We start from the raw sequence: 15412 nt of genomic DNA on the forward strand, positions 1-15412 counted from the left end.
TATAGTCTGGACATGCTCCTGCCACGTATGGGTCAACCCCGATCAGCTGCGCGACAGACAAGATTCCGGAAGTCAGTAATCGCCGCCTCGGCGGCGATCATGCTGTTCGGACCGACGGCGGCAGTGGCGAACGCGGAACCCGCCCCGGCCCTGCCCTCGGATCTCATCGCCGCGGTCACCCGTGACCTGAAGATCTCGCCCGAGGAATACCTGCGCCGCGCCGAGCTCGGCCAGCAGGTCGCGGCCTTCGCCACCTCGGCGCAGCGCCAGTACCCGGGGGTGTTCGGCGGCGCCTGGCTCGACGACGCGGGCAAGGCCATCGTCGCGGTGGCGCAGGGGCCCGGCGCGGAGGAGGCGCGCAAGGCGGCCGAATCGGCCGGATTCGAGGTGCGCAACGTCGCCAAGAGCGAAGCGGCGCTGCGCGGCGAGAAGAGCGCGTTCGATCGGTGGCTGGAGAGCCAGCCCGAGGCGGTCGCGGCCCTGGTGCGCGGCGTCGTGATCGACACGGTCAACAACAGCATCGCGGTGCGAGTGGACCAGGCGGGCCTGCCGATGCCCAGCTTCGTCGACCCGTCGCGGGTCATCGTGATGGCGCCGCCGGTGGCGGGCGAGCTGCTGCCGCAGGGCACCGCCATCGCCGAGGGCGACAACCGGGCCGCGCTGGCAGGCGGCGACGGCTACGCCTCGGTGGGCGGCGGAAGCCAGCTGCGCTGCTCGTTCGGCTTCAACGGCACCGACCGCGCAGGCAACGTCGTGAACATCTCCGCGGGCCACTGCAACCCGGACCTCGGCAACCCGTCGGCCGTGCACGAGCTGCTGCCTCAGGAGCGGCGCGGCGCCCAGCTCGGCGTGTTCCAGAAGTCGGTGCTCGGCAACCAGGACTACTCGATCATCCGGATCAACGACTCCTTCGCGGACCGCTTCTCCAACAACAGCGTGAAGGTGCCCGGCGCCGGGCCGATCGCGGTCGACGGCGTGGCCACCCCGGTGGTCGGCGCCCCGGTCTGCAAGTCGGGTTCGCGCACCGGATTCAGCTGCGGCGTCGTCAACGCCGTCGACCAGACCGTGCAGGTCGGCGATCGTGAACTGACGCAGAGCTTCTCGGCCAACATCTGCGCCCTGCCCGGCGACAGCGGCGGCCCGATCGTGACCGGCCGTCTCGCACTCGGCATCTCCAGCGCCTCGTCGGTGGCCGACTACCCGATCTGCGAGATCCCCAACCTGATCGGCGCGCTCACCGGCAACGCGCCGCAGCTGTTCGCGCAGCCGGTCAGCGTGGTCCTCTCCGACAACCCGGGGCTGCGGATCCGCACCAACTGAGCATGTTTGCCCGAAAAGGCCGTCTGCGTTCGCGCGGGCGGCCTTTTCGCTGTCTCGCACCGTTTTTCCGCTGCCCTTTCCGATGACCGCGCGGGGCCTGTCCGGCATTCTGGACCACATGTGTTTGGTGTTGATCGGTTGGCGCGCACACCCGGATTACCGGTTGATCGTGGCGGCCAACCGCGACGAGTTCTACACCCGGCCGACCGAATCCATGCGGTGGTGGCCGGAGGTGCCCGGACTGCTCGCGGGGCGCGACACGGGCGCGATCGGCAGGCGCGAGGGCGATCCTCCGGGCACCTGGCTGGGGATGAGCGTGGCGGGTGCACACAATCGCTTCGCCGCGGTGACCAACGTCCGAAATCCGGATGACCAACGCGCAGACGCGCGTTCACGCGGCGCTCTGCTGATGGATTTCCTGCGCGGCGGCGACGACAGGCAACCCTCTGGCGAATTTCCCAGCCCGGAAAAGTACGCTCGGGAGGTCGCCGCGGCGCCGGACGACTACAACGGGTACAACCTGGTGATCTCGGATCTGGCTGCGCTGTGGTGGCATTCGAACCGCAGCGCGAATCCACCGCAACCGCTCGCTCCCGGCTTCCACGGACTCTCCAACGGCACCTTCGTCACGTCGGCCGAGGCGACGCCCGGCGCCGAACTCGAGGCGCCCGAGCGGATCTGGCCCAAGGTGCAGGACGGCCTGACCGAACTGCGCAAGGTGGTGGAATCCGATCCCGGTGCGCTGGACCGGTATTACGACGTGCTCTCCGATCACACCGAGGTCCCGGACGATCAGCTGCCGCACACCGGCGTCCCGCCGGAGATGGAACGGGCGCTGTCGGCGAGATTCATCGCCCATCGGGTGCACGGCACCAGGGCGAGCACGGTCCTGCTGGTCCGCGAGAACGGCACGTTCGAGATGGCGGAGCGGTCTTACGGCGAGCTGGGAACCCGTTTGGGGGAGGTCGCTTTCCACGGCTCGCTGGAGCTGCCGAGCTGAGCCGCTGGGGATTGCCGTCGGGCAGAAGACCCGCGAAACGACGACCGGCCCGCTCCCCGAAGGGAACAGGCCGGTCGTACGTGAAGAGCCGAGTCAGTTCGCGGCCTGCGCAGCCTTCGGCTTGTCGGCCCACTTGGTGGTGCCTTCCGGAGCCTGCAGGGTGTTGATCAGGTCCATGCCCGCGACGGCGAGAGCCGGGCCACCGACGGCGATGGTGCCCAGGATGCCGCCGATGCCCGCACCGGCGATGGCGGCCGGGATGCAGCCGACACCGAGCAGCGGCAGGCCGAGGATGCAACCGATGACGCCGCCCGCGATGACGCCCACGGCGGTGCCGAGGAAGCCGCCGACGGCGGTGGCGATGCCGAACTGGCTGGCGAACTCGTTCTGCGCCCGCTGGTTCTCGATCGGCGAGGCGATCGGCTTGGCGACGACGTTGACCGTGTTGGTCGCGATGCTCGCCTTCTGGTCGGCCGGGATCGCGTTCTGGTCCGGCGTCAGTTCGAGCACCTTGCCGTCGTTCTTGAGCTCCGGCTTCACCGGCACCGCGATGTCGGCGACCTTGAAGTCGAGCGGCAGCTCGATGACGGTGTTGCCCGCGTCGTCCTTGACCAGGTAGATGTCGTTTTCCTTGACATCATCGGACGACTTGGCCAGCTCGAAGGTCCCCCCCTTGAGCGTGGTCACGACCGTCTTGTCCACCAGCTTGACCGAGTAGTTGATGGCCTGCGCAGGGTCGGCGGGCTCGGCGTGAGCAGTACCCATACCGATGGTCATCGCGCCAATGACCAACGCGGCGGCCGCGGTGGTTCTGCGGAGATTCAATTCAGTTTCCAATCCATCACAGGGTTGTTGTCCGCACGCCGCTTCGACACGCGAGAGCTCATTCAACCCGAAAGACGGTCGGCCCCTACGGATTCTCCCCGAGCGGTGCGAAGACAGGCGTGGCAAACAGAACGACGTGAGCGTAATCGAACGAGCGCCCAGAAGCGAGATCCCTAGCAGATTCCGCCGAGTAAGCCTGTCCTTACCGATTGGTGTGACTTGCTCGGTGTTTACGGTGGTTACCGGCTGATCTCACGACGGACTTCGAGAATCTATGTGAGATTGATCACAAGTAAATATCAGGTCAAGCCCCAGCAAGTGGGGGCGGACCTCAAATACCGATCGTACGATAGACACTATAAGTTACCGGCGAGTAACTTACTGGCAGTTACGATACGACCAACCGGTACGGCATGCCTGCCGCACCAGTCGCTCGTGTTGCCTCAAAGAAAGGTCGCGACATGAATGCCCTGACAGTGACGCTGGGCACATTCGGAGCGGCGCTCAGCCTCCTGTGCTGGGCGTCGTTCTTCGGCGGCGTCAGGAACATCGCTCGCACCATCATGGTCGGACAGGGCGCGCCCGATCGGTGGCGACCGTTCTTCCCGCGCTTCAAGCAGATGTTCGTGGAGTTCATCGCGCACACCCGCATGAACAAGTTCCGCACCGTCGGCTGGGCGCACTGGCTCGTGATGATCGGCTTCCTCGCCGGCTTCGTACTGTGGTTCGAGGCGTACGGACAGACGTTCGACCCCGAGTTCCACTGGCCGGTCGTCGGCGGCTGGGCTATCTACCACCTGGCGGACGAGATCCTCGGCATCGCCACCGTGGTCGGCATCGTGACGCTGATCGCCATCCGTCAGCTGAACCACCCGCGGGTTCCCGAGCGCCTTTCCCGCTTCGGCGGCTCGAAGTTCGCCCCGGCTTACGTCATCGAGACGATCGTGCTGATGGAAGGCCTCGGCATGATCTTCGTGAAGGCCGGCAAGATCGCGACCTACCACCACTCCAACGCCGCGACCGACTTCTTCACCATGCAGGTGGCCAAGCTGCTGCCCGCCAGCCCGGTCATGGTGTCGATCTTCGCGTTCATCAAGCTGATGTCCGGTATGGCGTTCCTGTACCTGGTCGGCCGCAATGTCACCTGGGGTGTTGCGTGGCACCGTTTCTCGGCCTTCCCGAACATCTATTTCAAGCGTGAGGACGATGGCGGGGTTGCGCTGGGTGCGGCCAAGCCGATGATGTCGGGTGGTAAGGCGCTGGATATGGAGAACGTCGACCCCGATACCGACACCCTGGGTGCGGGTCGGATCGAGGATTTCTCGTGGAAGGGCATTCTCGACTTCACCACGTGTACTGAGTGTGGTCGTTGTCAGTCGCAGTGTCCGGCGTGGAATACCGGTAAGCCGCTCTCGCCGAAGTTGTTGATCATGTCGCTGCGTGATCACACCTATGCCAAGGCCCCGTATCTGCTGGCCGGTGGCCGCACGGACATGGGTGGTGAGGAGGTCGGTCTGGTCGACGCCGAGGGCAAGCCGGACGAGGCCGCGCTGGCCAGGATCTCCGAAGCGGCTCGCGCCGAGGCGGCGCGTCCGCTGGTCGGTGGTGAGGACGTCGGCGGCATCATCGACCCGGAGGTGTTGTGGTCGTGCACCACCTGTGGTGCGTGTGTGGAGCAGTGCCCGGTGGATATCGAGCATGTCGATCACATCATCGACATGCGCCGCTATCAGGTGTTGATCGAGTCGGAGTTCCCCTCCGAGCTGGCCGGTCTGTTCAAGAACTTGGAGAACAAGGGCAACCCGTGGGGTCAGAACGCCAAGGACCGTCTGAACTGGATCAACGAGCTCGACTTCCAGATCCCGGTGTTCGGGCGGGACGCGGACAGCTTCGACGGTTATGAGTACCTGTTCTGGGTTGGTTGCGCGGGTGCGTATGAGGATCGTGCGAAGAAGACCACCAAGGCCGTGGCCGAGTTGCTGGCGACCGCGGGGGTGAAGTTCATGGTGTTGGGTCAGGAGGAGACCTGCACCGGTGACTCGGCGCGCCGGGCGGGTAACGAGTTCTTGTTCCAGCAGCTCGCGCAGCAGAACATCGAGTTGTTGAACTCGGTGTTCGCCGGTGTGGAGGATCGCCGCAAGAAGATCGTGGTGACCTGTGCGCATTGCTTCAACGCGCTCAACAACGAGTACCCGCAGGTGGGTGGCAGCTACGAGGTGGTGCACCACACGCAGTTGCTGAATCGTCTGGTGCGGCAGAAGAAGCTGATCCCGGTGGCGTCGGTGACCCAGAACGTCACCTACCACGACCCCTGCTACCTGGGCCGGCACAACAAGGTCTACAACGCGCCGCGTGAGTTGATGGAAGCTTCGGGTTCGACGCTGGTGGAGATGCCGCGTCATGGTGAGCGGTCCATGTGCTGTGGTGCCGGTGGCGCGCGGATGTGGATGGAAGAGCAGCTCGGCAAGCGGATCAACATCGACCGGGTCGATGAGGGTCTGTCGACCCTGGCCGCGTCGAACGGTGGTTCGGGTGCGGGGAAGATCGCGACCGGTTGCCCGTTCTGCCGGGTGATGCTCAACGACGGTGTCACCGCGCGTCAGGAGAAGGGCGAGGGCGAGGGTGTCGAGGTCGTCGACGTCGCGCAGCTGATGCTCGATGCCATCACCCGTGTCGAGCCCGCCACGCTGACCCAGAACCTGACCGTCATCCAGGAGCCCAAGACCGAACCCGAACCCGAGGCCGAGCCCGAGCCGGAGCCTGTCGCGGTGGCGACCGAGACCCCGGCACCGGCCAAGGCGGCTCCGGCTGGTGGTGGCCTGGCGATGAAGGGCCCGGCCAAGGCACCCGGCAAGGGTCTCGGCATGAAGGGTGCCGCGAAGGCGCCCGGTGCCAAGGCCGCGGCTGCGGCCGACGAAGCGCCCGCTGCGGAAGCTTCGGCCGCGCCTGCCAAGGGTCTGGCCATGAAGGGTCCGGCCAAGGCACCCGGCAAGGGTCTCGGCATGAAGGGTGCTGCGAAGGCGCCGGGTGCGCAGGCTGCGGCGGCTCCGGCCGCCGAAGCTCCGGCCGCGGAAGCCCCGGCGGCGCCCGTCAAGGGTCTGGCCATGAAGGGTCCGGCCAAGGCACCCGGCAAGGGGCTCGGGATGAAGGGTGCTGCGAAGGCACCCGGTGCGAAGACGGAAGCAGCTCCGGCCCCCGAAGCGGCTCCCGAATCCGCGCCCGCCGCCGAAGCGCCCGCCGCCCCGCCCGTCAAGGGACTGGGCATGAAGGGTGCGGCCAAGGCACCCGGCGGTAAGGGCCTGGCGATGAAGGGCGCCGCCAAGGCACCCGGCACCAAGGCACCCGAAGCCGCGGCTCCCGCCACGGCAACGGCCGCTCCCGCGACCGAGTCGGCTCCCACCGCCCAAGCGCCTGCCGCCGAGACGGTTTCGGCCCCCGCCGAAGTCAAGCCGACCATCGCCGCCAAGGGCCTGGCCATGAAGTCCGGCTTCAAACGCCCCGGCCCCAAGGCCCCCGGCGCCGCCGCGACCTCGGCCCCCGCCGAGCCGGCTCCGGCCGACCCGGCCCCCGCCGCGGAAGCCCCCGCCGAACCCGCACCGGAGCAGCCCACCAACGGCACCTCCGGCAACGGCTCCGTCGCCGCACCCCCGGCCGCCAAGCCGGGCGGCCTCGGCTTCAAGTCGGGTGCGAAGGCCCCCGGCCGCAAGAACTGACGCGGCTCCCAACTGAACACAAGCCTCGGCCCGGGTTCGATCAGAACCCGGGCCGAGTGCTTTCGAAGAGTTGCTATGCGAAAAATTCGAAACGCGTTACGCTTCCTTTGAAAGGAGGCCGCGTAGATGTCGTCCGAAGCCTTGCAACAGCACACCTACCTGCCTGAGCCGACTGAGGAACTAGCCCCCGTCGTGAGCTTCCTCGCGGCCCACGAATCGCGTCGCGGTGACCGCATTCGCCCCCGGTATCTGCTGGTCGGCGCGGACGAGCACGACCAGGTCGAGGTGCCTGAATCGGTGCACCGCGTCCTGGTCCAGGTCGTCGCGGCACTTCGCGAGGGCAAGGCCGTCACCGTCGCGCCGCAGAGCATGACGCTGACCACTCAACAAGCCGCCGACCTGCTCAGCGTGAGTCGGCCGACCGTGGTGCGTCTCATCGATGCGAACGAAATCCCAGCGGAGCGAACCGGATCCCGCCGCCGCGTCCTGCTGACCGATGTCCTCGCCTACCGAGACGAGCGCCGAAAGCGGCAGTACGAGGCTCTCGCCGCGAGCTCGGTCGAGCTCGACGACGAAGACGATCCGGATGCCGTGCGCGCTCAGCTACGCGAGATTCGCAAGGAGGTCGCGCGAAGACGGCGCGGCTGATGTTCGGCGCGGTGCTGGACACCTGCGTCCTCTGGCCGAGCCTGCAGCGCGACTTCCTGCTGTCGTTGGCCGTGGAGAACCTCTACCGGCCGCTCTGGAACGACGCCATCCTGGCCGAACTCGAACTCCACGAGGAGCGCAAGCTCGTCCGCCGCGGCACGGATCCGCAGACCGCGAAACGGCGAGCATCCGGTCTTCTCGCGGTGATGACGCGCGCCTTCGACGACGCGCTGGTATGCGGTTGGGAACCGCTCGAAGGCTCGTTCGGTCTGCCCGATCCGGACGACGAGCACGCCGCCGCGGCGGCGGTCGTCAGCAATGCCGGAGCCCTCGTCACCGAGAACGTGCGCCATTTCCCGTCGCACCTGATGCCGACCGGCTTGCAGGTCGTCGGCGCCGCCGAGTTCGCCGCGAACACTTGCGCTGTCGACCCGGTCCGCGCCCTGGCCGCCATCCGACAGATCTCATCGCGTCACCGCGACCCACCGCAGACGGTCGATCAACTTCTCGACATCCTCGCCACCCGCTACAAGATGCACGAGGCCGTCGAACTGATGCTCGGCGCTTGATCCGCGCCGCCGACTACGGCCTGGTCAGCTGCGCGTACCGGGCGCGGTGGTAGTCGGTGCTGCCGAATTCGCGTTCCAGGGCGGTGAGGCGTTTGAAGTAGTGGCCGATGGCGAGTTCTTCGGTCATGCCCATGGCGCCGTGGAGTTGGACGGCGTTCTGGCCGATGAAGCGGGCAGCGCGGCCGACGGTGACCTTGGCGGCGGAGAGGGCGCGGGCGCGGTCGGCGGGGGCGGCGGAGAGGGCGTGGGCAGCGAGGTGGGATGCCGCGATGGCCTGCTCCAGTTCCATGTACATGTCGACCATGCGGTGTTGCAGCGCCTGGAAACTGCCGATGGGCACGCCGAATTGCTGGCGCTGCTTGGCGTATTCGACGGTGTCGGCGAGCACCTTGCGCAGGCAACCGACCGCTTCGGCGCAGATCGCGGCGATCGCCGCGTCCACGGTGGGTTCGATGACGTCCCATGCCGCGCCCTCGGCGCCGAGCAGCGCGTCGGCGGGGAGCCGGAATTCGGTGAGGACGAGATCGGATCCGACACGGTCGTCGATGGTGCGGTAGGAGTGCACCTCGACTCCGGCGGGCGGGTTCGCCGCATCGAATTCGGTGAGGAACAACGAGATTCCGGCCCGATCGCGCCGCTCACCCGAGGTGCGGGCGGCGACGAGCAGGTGCGTCGCGAGCGGCGCACTGGTCACCACGCACTTGGCGCCGTCGAGCACCCAGGAATCGCCGTCGCGTCGCGCCAGGGTGCCGACATCGTGCAGCGTCTGCCCCGAGCTGGGTTCCAGCGCCGCGAACGCGGTGCGGACGTCGCCCGCGACGATGCCGCGCAGCACCTCGTCGACGCGCGAACCACCCGACCGTTCCAGCAGACCGGCCCCCACGACGACGGTGTCGACGAACGGCTCGATCACCAGCGCCCGGCCGAGCTCCTCGGCGATGACCATCAATTCGACTGCGCCACCGCCCATCCCGTCGACCCGTTCGGGCAGGGTCGCGCCGAGAATCCCGAGCTCGTCGGCGAATCCGCGCCAGACGGCGGGCTGCCAGCCCTGCGCCGATTTGGCGGCGGCCCTGCTCTTCTCCAAGTCGTAGCGGACGCCGAGGAATCCGGCGACCGCATCGCGCAGCAGCTGCTGCTCCTCGGTGAGTGTGAAGTCCATCAGAGCCCCAATGCTGCTTTGGCGAGGATGTTTCGCTGAATTTCGTTGCTGCCCGCGTAGATCGATCCCGCGCGGTCGTTGAAGTAGCGCAGCGGCGCGACGGCCTGCCAGTCCGCTCCGCTGTGGTAACCGTCTGCGGGAGCGGCGAATTCGGCGATCGGCCCGCCCGGCGCGGTGGCGTGCGGCTGGTAGACGCGTCCGGCCGGACCCGCCGCATCCAGCGCGAGTTCGGTGAGCTGCTGGCTGAGTTCGGTCGCCAGGATCTTCAGCATCGAGGACGCCGGGCCCGGGTCCTTGCCCTGCGCCATCGCCGAAATCGTCCGGTACTCCAGCACTTCCAGCACCTCGGTGCGAATCCGCGCGTCGGCCAATCGGGTGGCGAAGCTCGGGTCGTCGATCAGCGGGTTGCCGTCCGGGCCCGGCTGCCGCGCCGCCGCCTCGGCCAGCTCCTGGCCCATGACCTGCAACATCGGCGCCGCCGCGCCGCCGCGTTCGTGCACGAGCAGGTACTTCGCGACGGTCCAGCCGTCATCGACGCGGCCGAGCACATTGCTCTTCGGCACCCGCACATTGTCGAAGAACACCTGGTTCTGCACCTGTTCGCCGGAGGTCATCACCAGCGGGCGGATCTCGATGCCCGGGGTCGTCATGTCGATGAGCAGGAAGGTGATGCCCTGCTGCTTCTTTCCCGTGCGCGAGGTGCGCACCAGGCAGAAGATCCAGTTCGCCTCGGTGGCGTGGGTGGTCCAGATCTTGCTTCCGGTGCAGACGAAATCGTCGCCGTCGTCGACGGCCGCCATGCTGAGCGAGGCGAGGTCCGAGCCCGCCTCCGGTTCCGAATATCCCTGGCAGAAGAAGATCTCACCGGTCAGGATGCGCGGCAGATAGAAAGCCTTCTGCTCCGGCGTGCCGAACGCGATGATCGCGGGCGCGACCATCCTGATCCCCATCGGCGAGAGCGTCGGCGCGCCCGCGAGCGTCGACTCCCTGCTGAAGATGTAGTGCTGGGTCAGGCTCCAATCACACCCGCCGTGCTCCACCGGCCAGTGCGGCGCGGCCCATCCGCGCTCGTGCAGAATCCGCTGCCACTCCGTGCTGGCCTCGTGGTCCGGGTACACGCTCGTCGCCAGCCGCCCCGCTCGCCGCAACTCCGGCGTCAGCTTCGCGGCCAGAAACCCCCGCACCTCGTCCCGAAAGGCCAGATCGGCCGCTGACCAGTCGTAATCCATCTGTCCTCCCGGCGGGGTATGCCACAGTGCACCACTATTGGCCACCGGCCAACACGCCCCCAATGTAAGCCCACCCACATCCCGAAATCAAACTGAAGCAACCCGCCCGCAGTTGCCTCACCCGCGTCCCCGCAGAGGTTCCACACGCCTCACAAGAGATATGACGTCTGCGAACCGTGCGACGGGCCTGCGGCAACTGGATCGCATCCTCGGAACGGACGCGCATGATGCATCGCCTCCGCCGCGCAGATATCAATGATCTGCTCTACCTGGCGGCTCGGCGTGCCCGAGTCCGGCGCTTTCGCGCCCATCTTCGACCCTGGACGAGCCATCAGCGTGGATTGCTCCGACCGCCACATTCGCCCTGGACGACGGACACCGGGAGGCGTTGGACCTGACCACCGCCGACACCGGCCTCGACGGCCATATCGGCTCCGACACAATCTATTCCGTAGTCGATGAATTCGGTCTGATCGATGATCCAGCGGGTACGGTGACCCGTCGATCGCCCAACTCGGTCACACTTTCATGACCGTGACCTTCGCTCCACACAAGGCGGTGAGGTCGTCCGGATCGGACGTGAGGATTGTGGTTGGCCCTGGAGCGGAGAGGGCAGTAGCGCAGAGCATCGCGTCGATGGCGTGCTTGTGGCCATGTAGACCCGCCTGACCCAGGAGGGTGGCCGCGTGGCGAGCGATTTCCTCGGTGATCGGCTCGACAACCAGGCGGGACAGTATCCATTCCAAGGCCGGGCGCTTTATGCGCGGATGGATCACTTCGACGATCGTCGCCGCCGAAGTGATCACACGCAGGTCGTCTGCCCGGGCCAGCGCGAGCCAGCTGGTTATCGCACGGTCCCGCAGAACAGCTTTGGACAGACCCTCACTGTCCAGAACGAGCGTTCCGCCAGGCGCCGCCGCACTCATGCCACGTTCGTCTCACGCTGCGCTGCTCGCACTTGCCGAAGCTGATCGCGGAGTGCCTGGACCTCTTCCTCCGTGACAGGCCCGTGTTCCGCCTCGGCGACCGCGATGATCTCGTTAAGGTTGTCCCGTTCGATCTGCCGGGCCACAGCGGCGGCCACATAGCTGGAGAACCCGGAAGGCCCACTGCGAGCACGGGCGGCGTCCGCGATGTCGCGCGGCATGGTGATCGAATACTTCCCGGTATTCTCACTCATAAGACTTATCCTACCAGCGATCCTCCTCGCAAAGGCCTACAGGGAAACAGTGTGATCGACTGGCTGACCTCCGCTCGGAATCAGAGGTGTTCGGCAGCTGACCTCGCACGGTCCGGGTTCATCAGTCAGCTAGCAGTCTTCGAAGAATGCCCGCGTGTACCCCGCCGATTGGTAGGCGTAGTCGTACGCCCAGCGGGCGACGGAGAGGTCGGGTTGGGGGTCGACGAAGAGAAGTTCTCCGTCCCAGCACTTTCCGATGATGTAGCGGGCGCGGGAGACGTGCGGGGTGAAGGTGACGACGATGACGCGGCGCCACCCTTCGGCACGCGCCCTGCGGGCGAGTTCACGTCCCTCGCCGCGGGTGGTGCGCGGGGACGGGTCGAAGCAGATGACCTCGAAGCGGTACCCGCCGTGACAGATGCGGTTCATCGTCGCGCTGTACTCGTAGGGGTCGGAGAAGAGCACCCGCGGCGCGTAGCCCTCCGCGGCAAGGCGCAGGCCGAGCTGCTCGCGGCCGTCGCGCGCGCCGCCGAGGACCAGGATCGCGTCGGCCGTCGCGGGCTGGTCGGTGCGAGGCCGGACGTAGACCGGCCACAGCGCGACCACCACGAGGACGAGCACCGCGGCAAGGCCGATCACGGCACGGGTCACCGAACGTCGTCGCACGACTTCCGATGGTATGCGGGCACCGCATCATCGCAGGTCATCGCCGCCGACCCGGGGCTGTTTCCACCTGTACACCTGCTGTTGCCGTGACCCTTGCCTCGCTGACGTGGCGTGGCCATCGTCGGGGCTTACCAATCGATCATGCGATGCACAGTCTTCGGAACCGGGTACCTGGGGGCCACGCACGCCGCGTGTATGGCCGAGCTCGGGCACGACGTGATCGGGGTGGACGTCGATCCGGGCAAGGTGGCGAAGCTGTCCGACGGCGTGGTGCCGTTCTACGAGCCCGGCCTCGAGGAGGTGCTGCGCCGGAATCTGGATGCGGGCAGGCTGCGGTTCACCACCTCCTATCCGGAGGCCGCCGCCCACGCCGAGGTGCACTTCCTCGGCGTCGGCACGCCGCAGAAGAAGGGGGAGTACGCCGCGGACCTGAAATACGTGCACGCCGTGGTGGATACGCTCGCGCCGATGCTGGAGCGCCCCTCCGTGCTCGTCGGCAAGTCGACCGTTCCGGTGGGCACGGCCGCGGCGCTGGGCGCGCGGGCGCGGAAGCTGGCAGGCGCCGAGGTCGAGGTGGCGTGGAATCCGGAGTTCCTGCGCGAGGGTTTCGCCGTACAGGACACGCTGCGTCCCGACCGGTTGGTGCTGGGCGTGGACCGCGCTCGCGAGAATGCCGACTGGGTCGAGGATTTGGTCCGCGAGATCTACGCCGATCTGATCGCCGCGGAAGTCCCTTTCCTGCTGACCGATTTGGCCACGGCCGAATTGGTGAAGGTCTCCGCGAATGCTTTTCTCGCGACGAAGATCTCGTTCATCAACGCGGTCTCCGAGGTGTGCGAGGCGACCGGTGCCGACGTCACTGTGCTCGCCGACGCGCTCGGTTACGACGCGCGCATCGGTCGCCGATTCCTCAACGCGGGCTTGGGTTTCGGCGGCGGATGTCTGCCCAAGGACATCCGGGCCTTCATGGCCCGCTCCGGTGAGCTGGGCGCCGATCACGCCGTCGCGTTCCTGCGCGAGGTCGACAACATCAACATGCGCCGTCGCACCAAGGTGGTCGACATGGCGGCCAAGGCGTGCGGCGGCTCGCTGCTCGGCGCCAATGTCGCGGTGCTCGGCGCGGCCTTCAAACCGGAGTCCGACGACGTGCGCGATTCCCCCGCGTTGAACGTCGCGGGCATGATCCAGTTGCACGGGGCGGTGGTGACCGTGTACGACCCGAAGGCGCTGGAGAATTCGCGCCGCGTCTTCCCCACCCTCAACTACGCGACTTCGGTGGCCGAGGCGTGCGACCGCGCCGACGTGGTGCTGGTGCTCACAGAGTGGGACGAGTTCACCGCGCTGCGCCCCGAGGACCTGGATCGGGTGGTGCGCGGCAGGTCGATCATCGACGGCCGAAACTGTCTCAATCGTGCCACCTGGAGAGAGGCGGGATGGGTGTACGCCGGACTCGGCACACCGTAGAGTTGCCTGGCGAGGCCGCGCTGGATCACCCGATCCCGCCTGCCTCGTGTGCGACTGAGCGCCGCCGGTAGGGTCCCGGGAGCGGTTCGCGTCGATGACGACGCGAGCTCGCTTTGTCGTGAAGCGTGAAACGAGATGGGCAGCTGATGAGTTCGGTACTGGGGGTTTCGGTGGGGGCCGGCGCTGTCCGTATGGCGCGACCACACCCCGGAAATCCCCCCGGTCATGTCACGCCTGATGCCTACGATCTCCAGACCGTCCCGGTGACCGAGCACCGCGCGGAGGAGCTGGTCGCCGAGGCGGTCGGCGTCACCCTGGCGACCGATCAGATCGGCGCCACCGCGATCGCCTACCGCAGCGAACAGCAGGCCAGGGCGGTGCGCGCCGCGATGGCGCGACAGCAGGTCACCAACTACGAGCTGGTGCCCGAGATCTTCGCCGCGCTCGAATTCGCCCAGGCCACCGGCGATATCCGCGGCATCTCCTCGCTGGTCGTCTACGACCTCGGCAGCACCGGGCTCTCGGTCAGCGTGGTCGACACCCAGACCAGGGAGGTCAGGCACAGCGAGCGCACCAGCGATATCAGCGGTGACTACCTGGATTCGCTGATCCGCGAACAGCAGATCGCCTCGGGCCGCATCGCGCACCCGCAGGACCCGGCGGGCTTGGCCGCGCTGGACGCGCTGTGCCGCGAGGCCAAGGAACAGCTGTCGAGCAATACCGCGGTCGCGCTGCCCAGCGAACAGGGCCTGGTGCTGTTGGCGCAGGAGAACTTCGAATCCCTGATCATGCTGGCCATCGAGTCGTCGGCACGGATGACACGCGATGTGATCGTGCGCTCCGACCGCCCGGTGCACGGTGTGCTCGCGATCGGCGGTTGCGCGCGAATCCCGCTGATCGGGAAGGTGCTCGAGCGCTGGATGGGCGTGCCGGTCATCGTGCCGGAAAGCCCCGAGACGGTGATCGCCCGCGGCGCCGCGCTGCTCGCCCGGCCGGTCCGCCCTGCGGCTCCGGTCGCTCATCCCGTCCCGGCCCCGAGCCAGGCACCCGCCGGCGGCTACGGCGACGAGGATCTCTCGCCCGCTTGGCTGTCCGCGCCGCCCAAGCGTCGGCCGAAGCGGCCGAAGGCGGCGCAGCCGGACGACTTCGACGACATCGACGGTCTCGCGCCGGACTGGCTGGCCGCCAACCCGCGCCGCCGCGAGAAGCGCGAACTGAACGGCGCCGTGCTGACCGTCAGCGCACTGACCGTGGTCGCCGCGATCGGCCTCGGCCTCGGCTACGGACCCCAGGTGCTGGAACGGGATTCACACAGCAGCGAGGGCTCGCCGTCGATCTCGCCGACCGGCTTGCCGCGCACCACCACCCTCGATCCGCAGATCGCGGTGGCGCCCGCCACCACGACGGAGACCGAGGAGTCGGTCGCCGCCCCGCCGCCGCGCAGGCAGACGACCAGCTCGCAGCCGCCGCCCAGCCAGGGCCCGAACACCTTTGTGGTCCCCGGTCTCCCACCGATCGTGGTGCCGACCATCCCGCCCGAGGTCTTCCCCTTCCCACCGCCGCCTCAGCGCTGACGAGCACTCCTGGTGCAGCTGGTCGAGCATCGGCCCGATCTCAGCGGCGCTCGGCGTCGCTG

The 15412-nt window shown here is 67.6% G+C and carries 13 protein-coding genes; 7 read left to right on the top strand and 6 right to left on the bottom strand.

Annotated features, from left to right (window positions below; genetic code table 11):
* Positions 1-12 precede the first annotated feature (12 nt).
* The gene (locus AC3ERS_RS15945) at positions 13-1320 is read left to right on the top strand and encodes a S1 family peptidase (RefSeq protein WP_488186846.1); all 1308 of its coding nucleotides are present in this window, start codon (positions 13-15) and stop codon (positions 1318-1320) included.
* Positions 1321-1402: 82 nt separating this feature from the next.
* A complete protein-coding gene (locus AC3ERS_RS15950) occupies positions 1403-2320 on the top strand; it encodes an NRDE family protein (protein WP_431968140.1) in 918 nt (305 codons plus the stop codon).
* 93 nt (positions 2321-2413) lie between these two features.
* Here AC3ERS_RS15950 and AC3ERS_RS15955 read toward each other — a convergent pair whose 3' ends face one another.
* Positions 2414-3085, bottom strand: a complete 672-nt coding sequence (locus AC3ERS_RS15955) for a DUF8020 domain-containing protein (protein WP_431968142.1) — start codon at positions 3083-3085, stop codon at positions 2414-2416.
* A 521-nt stretch (positions 3086-3606) separates the two neighbouring features.
* Between AC3ERS_RS15955 and AC3ERS_RS15960 the strand changes: the two genes are divergently transcribed.
* From AC3ERS_RS15960 to AC3ERS_RS15970, 3 genes are all read left to right on the top strand, one after another.
* Complete coding sequence (locus tag AC3ERS_RS15960) at positions 3607-6858, top strand: (Fe-S)-binding protein (protein ID WP_431968144.1); 3252 nt, start codon at positions 3607-3609, stop codon at positions 6856-6858.
* Positions 6859-6984: 126 nt separating this feature from the next.
* Positions 6985-7506 (top strand): excisionase family DNA-binding protein, encoded by a 522-nt coding sequence (locus tag AC3ERS_RS15965; RefSeq protein ID WP_431968146.1) that lies wholly within the window; start codon positions 6985-6987, stop codon positions 7504-7506.
* Positions 7506-8075, top strand: a complete 570-nt coding sequence (locus AC3ERS_RS15970; protein WP_431968148.1) for a PIN domain-containing protein — start codon at positions 7506-7508, stop codon at positions 8073-8075. Before AC3ERS_RS15965 ends, AC3ERS_RS15970 begins: the two co-directional genes overlap by 1 nt.
* 13 nt (positions 8076-8088) lie before the next feature.
* Here the strand turns inward: AC3ERS_RS15970 and AC3ERS_RS15975 are convergent, their stop codons facing one another.
* The 5 genes from AC3ERS_RS15975 to AC3ERS_RS15995 all read right to left on the bottom strand — a co-directional run bounded on the left by AC3ERS_RS15975 (position 8089) and on the right by AC3ERS_RS15995 (position 12312).
* Positions 8089-9237, bottom strand: coding sequence for an acyl-CoA dehydrogenase family protein (locus AC3ERS_RS15975; protein WP_431968150.1), 1149 nt, complete (start codon positions 9235-9237; stop codon positions 8089-8091).
* Positions 9237-10466, bottom strand: coding sequence for an acyl-CoA dehydrogenase family protein (locus AC3ERS_RS15980; RefSeq protein WP_431968152.1), 1230 nt, complete (start codon positions 10464-10466; stop codon positions 9237-9239). The genes AC3ERS_RS15975 and AC3ERS_RS15980 overlap by 1 nt, the downstream gene beginning before the upstream one ends.
* Before the next feature lie 518 nt (positions 10467-10984).
* The gene (locus tag AC3ERS_RS15985; protein ID WP_431968154.1) at positions 10985-11392 is read right to left on the bottom strand and encodes a type II toxin-antitoxin system VapC family toxin; all 408 of its coding nucleotides are present in this window, start codon (positions 11390-11392) and stop codon (positions 10985-10987) included.
* Positions 11389-11646 (bottom strand): hypothetical protein, encoded by a 258-nt coding sequence (locus AC3ERS_RS15990; RefSeq protein WP_431968156.1) that lies wholly within the window; start codon positions 11644-11646, stop codon positions 11389-11391. Before AC3ERS_RS15990 ends, AC3ERS_RS15985 begins: the two co-directional genes overlap by 4 nt.
* 129 nt (positions 11647-11775) lie before the next feature.
* Positions 11776-12312 (bottom strand): YdcF family protein, encoded by a 537-nt coding sequence (locus AC3ERS_RS15995; RefSeq protein WP_431968158.1) that lies wholly within the window; start codon positions 12310-12312, stop codon positions 11776-11778.
* 141 nt (positions 12313-12453) lie between these two features.
* On the opposite strand from AC3ERS_RS15995, the gene AC3ERS_RS16000 reads away from it, so the two are divergent.
* Both AC3ERS_RS16000 and AC3ERS_RS16005 read left to right on the top strand, forming a co-directional pair.
* Complete coding sequence (locus tag AC3ERS_RS16000; RefSeq protein ID WP_431968160.1) at positions 12454-13776, top strand: UDP-glucose dehydrogenase family protein; 1323 nt, start codon at positions 12454-12456, stop codon at positions 13774-13776.
* Positions 13777-13922: 146 nt separating this feature from the next.
* Positions 13923-15350 carry a DUF7159 family protein gene (locus tag AC3ERS_RS16005; protein WP_488186847.1) on the top strand — a complete coding sequence of 476 codons (1428 nt, stop codon included), beginning with the start codon at positions 13923-13925 and terminating at the stop codon, positions 15348-15350.
* The last annotated feature ends 62 nt before the right edge of the window (positions 15351-15412 follow it).

Source organism: Nocardia sp. bgisy134 (genome assembly GCF_057708325.1).

Excerpts from the sequence above, each read along its gene's own strand:
- AC3ERS_RS15945 (WP_488186846.1), top strand. The coding sequence starts at position 13 with ATGCTCCTGCCACGTATGGGTCAACCCCGATCAGCTGCGCGACAGACA.
- AC3ERS_RS15950 (WP_431968140.1), top strand. The coding sequence starts at position 1,403 with ATGACCGCGCGGGGCCTGTCCGGCATTCTGGACCACATGTGTTTGGTG.
- AC3ERS_RS15955 (WP_431968142.1), bottom strand. The coding sequence starts at position 3,085 with ATGGGTACTGCTCACGCCGAGCCCGCCGACCCTGCGCAGGCCATCAAC.
- AC3ERS_RS15960 (WP_431968144.1), top strand. The coding sequence starts at position 3,607 with ATGAATGCCCTGACAGTGACGCTGGGCACATTCGGAGCGGCGCTCAGC.
- AC3ERS_RS15965 (WP_431968146.1), top strand. The coding sequence starts at position 6,985 with ATGTCGTCCGAAGCCTTGCAACAGCACACCTACCTGCCTGAGCCGACT.
- AC3ERS_RS15970 (WP_431968148.1), top strand. The coding sequence starts at position 7,506 with ATGTTCGGCGCGGTGCTGGACACCTGCGTCCTCTGGCCGAGCCTGCAG.
- AC3ERS_RS15975 (WP_431968150.1), bottom strand. The coding sequence starts at position 9,237 with ATGGACTTCACACTCACCGAGGAGCAGCAGCTGCTGCGCGATGCGGTC.
- AC3ERS_RS15980 (WP_431968152.1), bottom strand. The coding sequence starts at position 10,466 with ATGGATTACGACTGGTCAGCGGCCGATCTGGCCTTTCGGGACGAGGTG.
- AC3ERS_RS15985 (WP_431968154.1), bottom strand. The coding sequence starts at position 11,392 with ATGAGTGCGGCGGCGCCTGGCGGAACGCTCGTTCTGGACAGTGAGGGT.
- AC3ERS_RS15990 (WP_431968156.1), bottom strand. The coding sequence starts at position 11,646 with ATGAGTGAGAATACCGGGAAGTATTCGATCACCATGCCGCGCGACATC.
- AC3ERS_RS16000 (WP_431968160.1), top strand. The coding sequence starts at position 12,454 with ATGCGATGCACAGTCTTCGGAACCGGGTACCTGGGGGCCACGCACGCC.
- AC3ERS_RS16005 (WP_488186847.1), top strand. The coding sequence starts at position 13,923 with ATGAGTTCGGTACTGGGGGTTTCGGTGGGGGCCGGCGCTGTCCGTATG.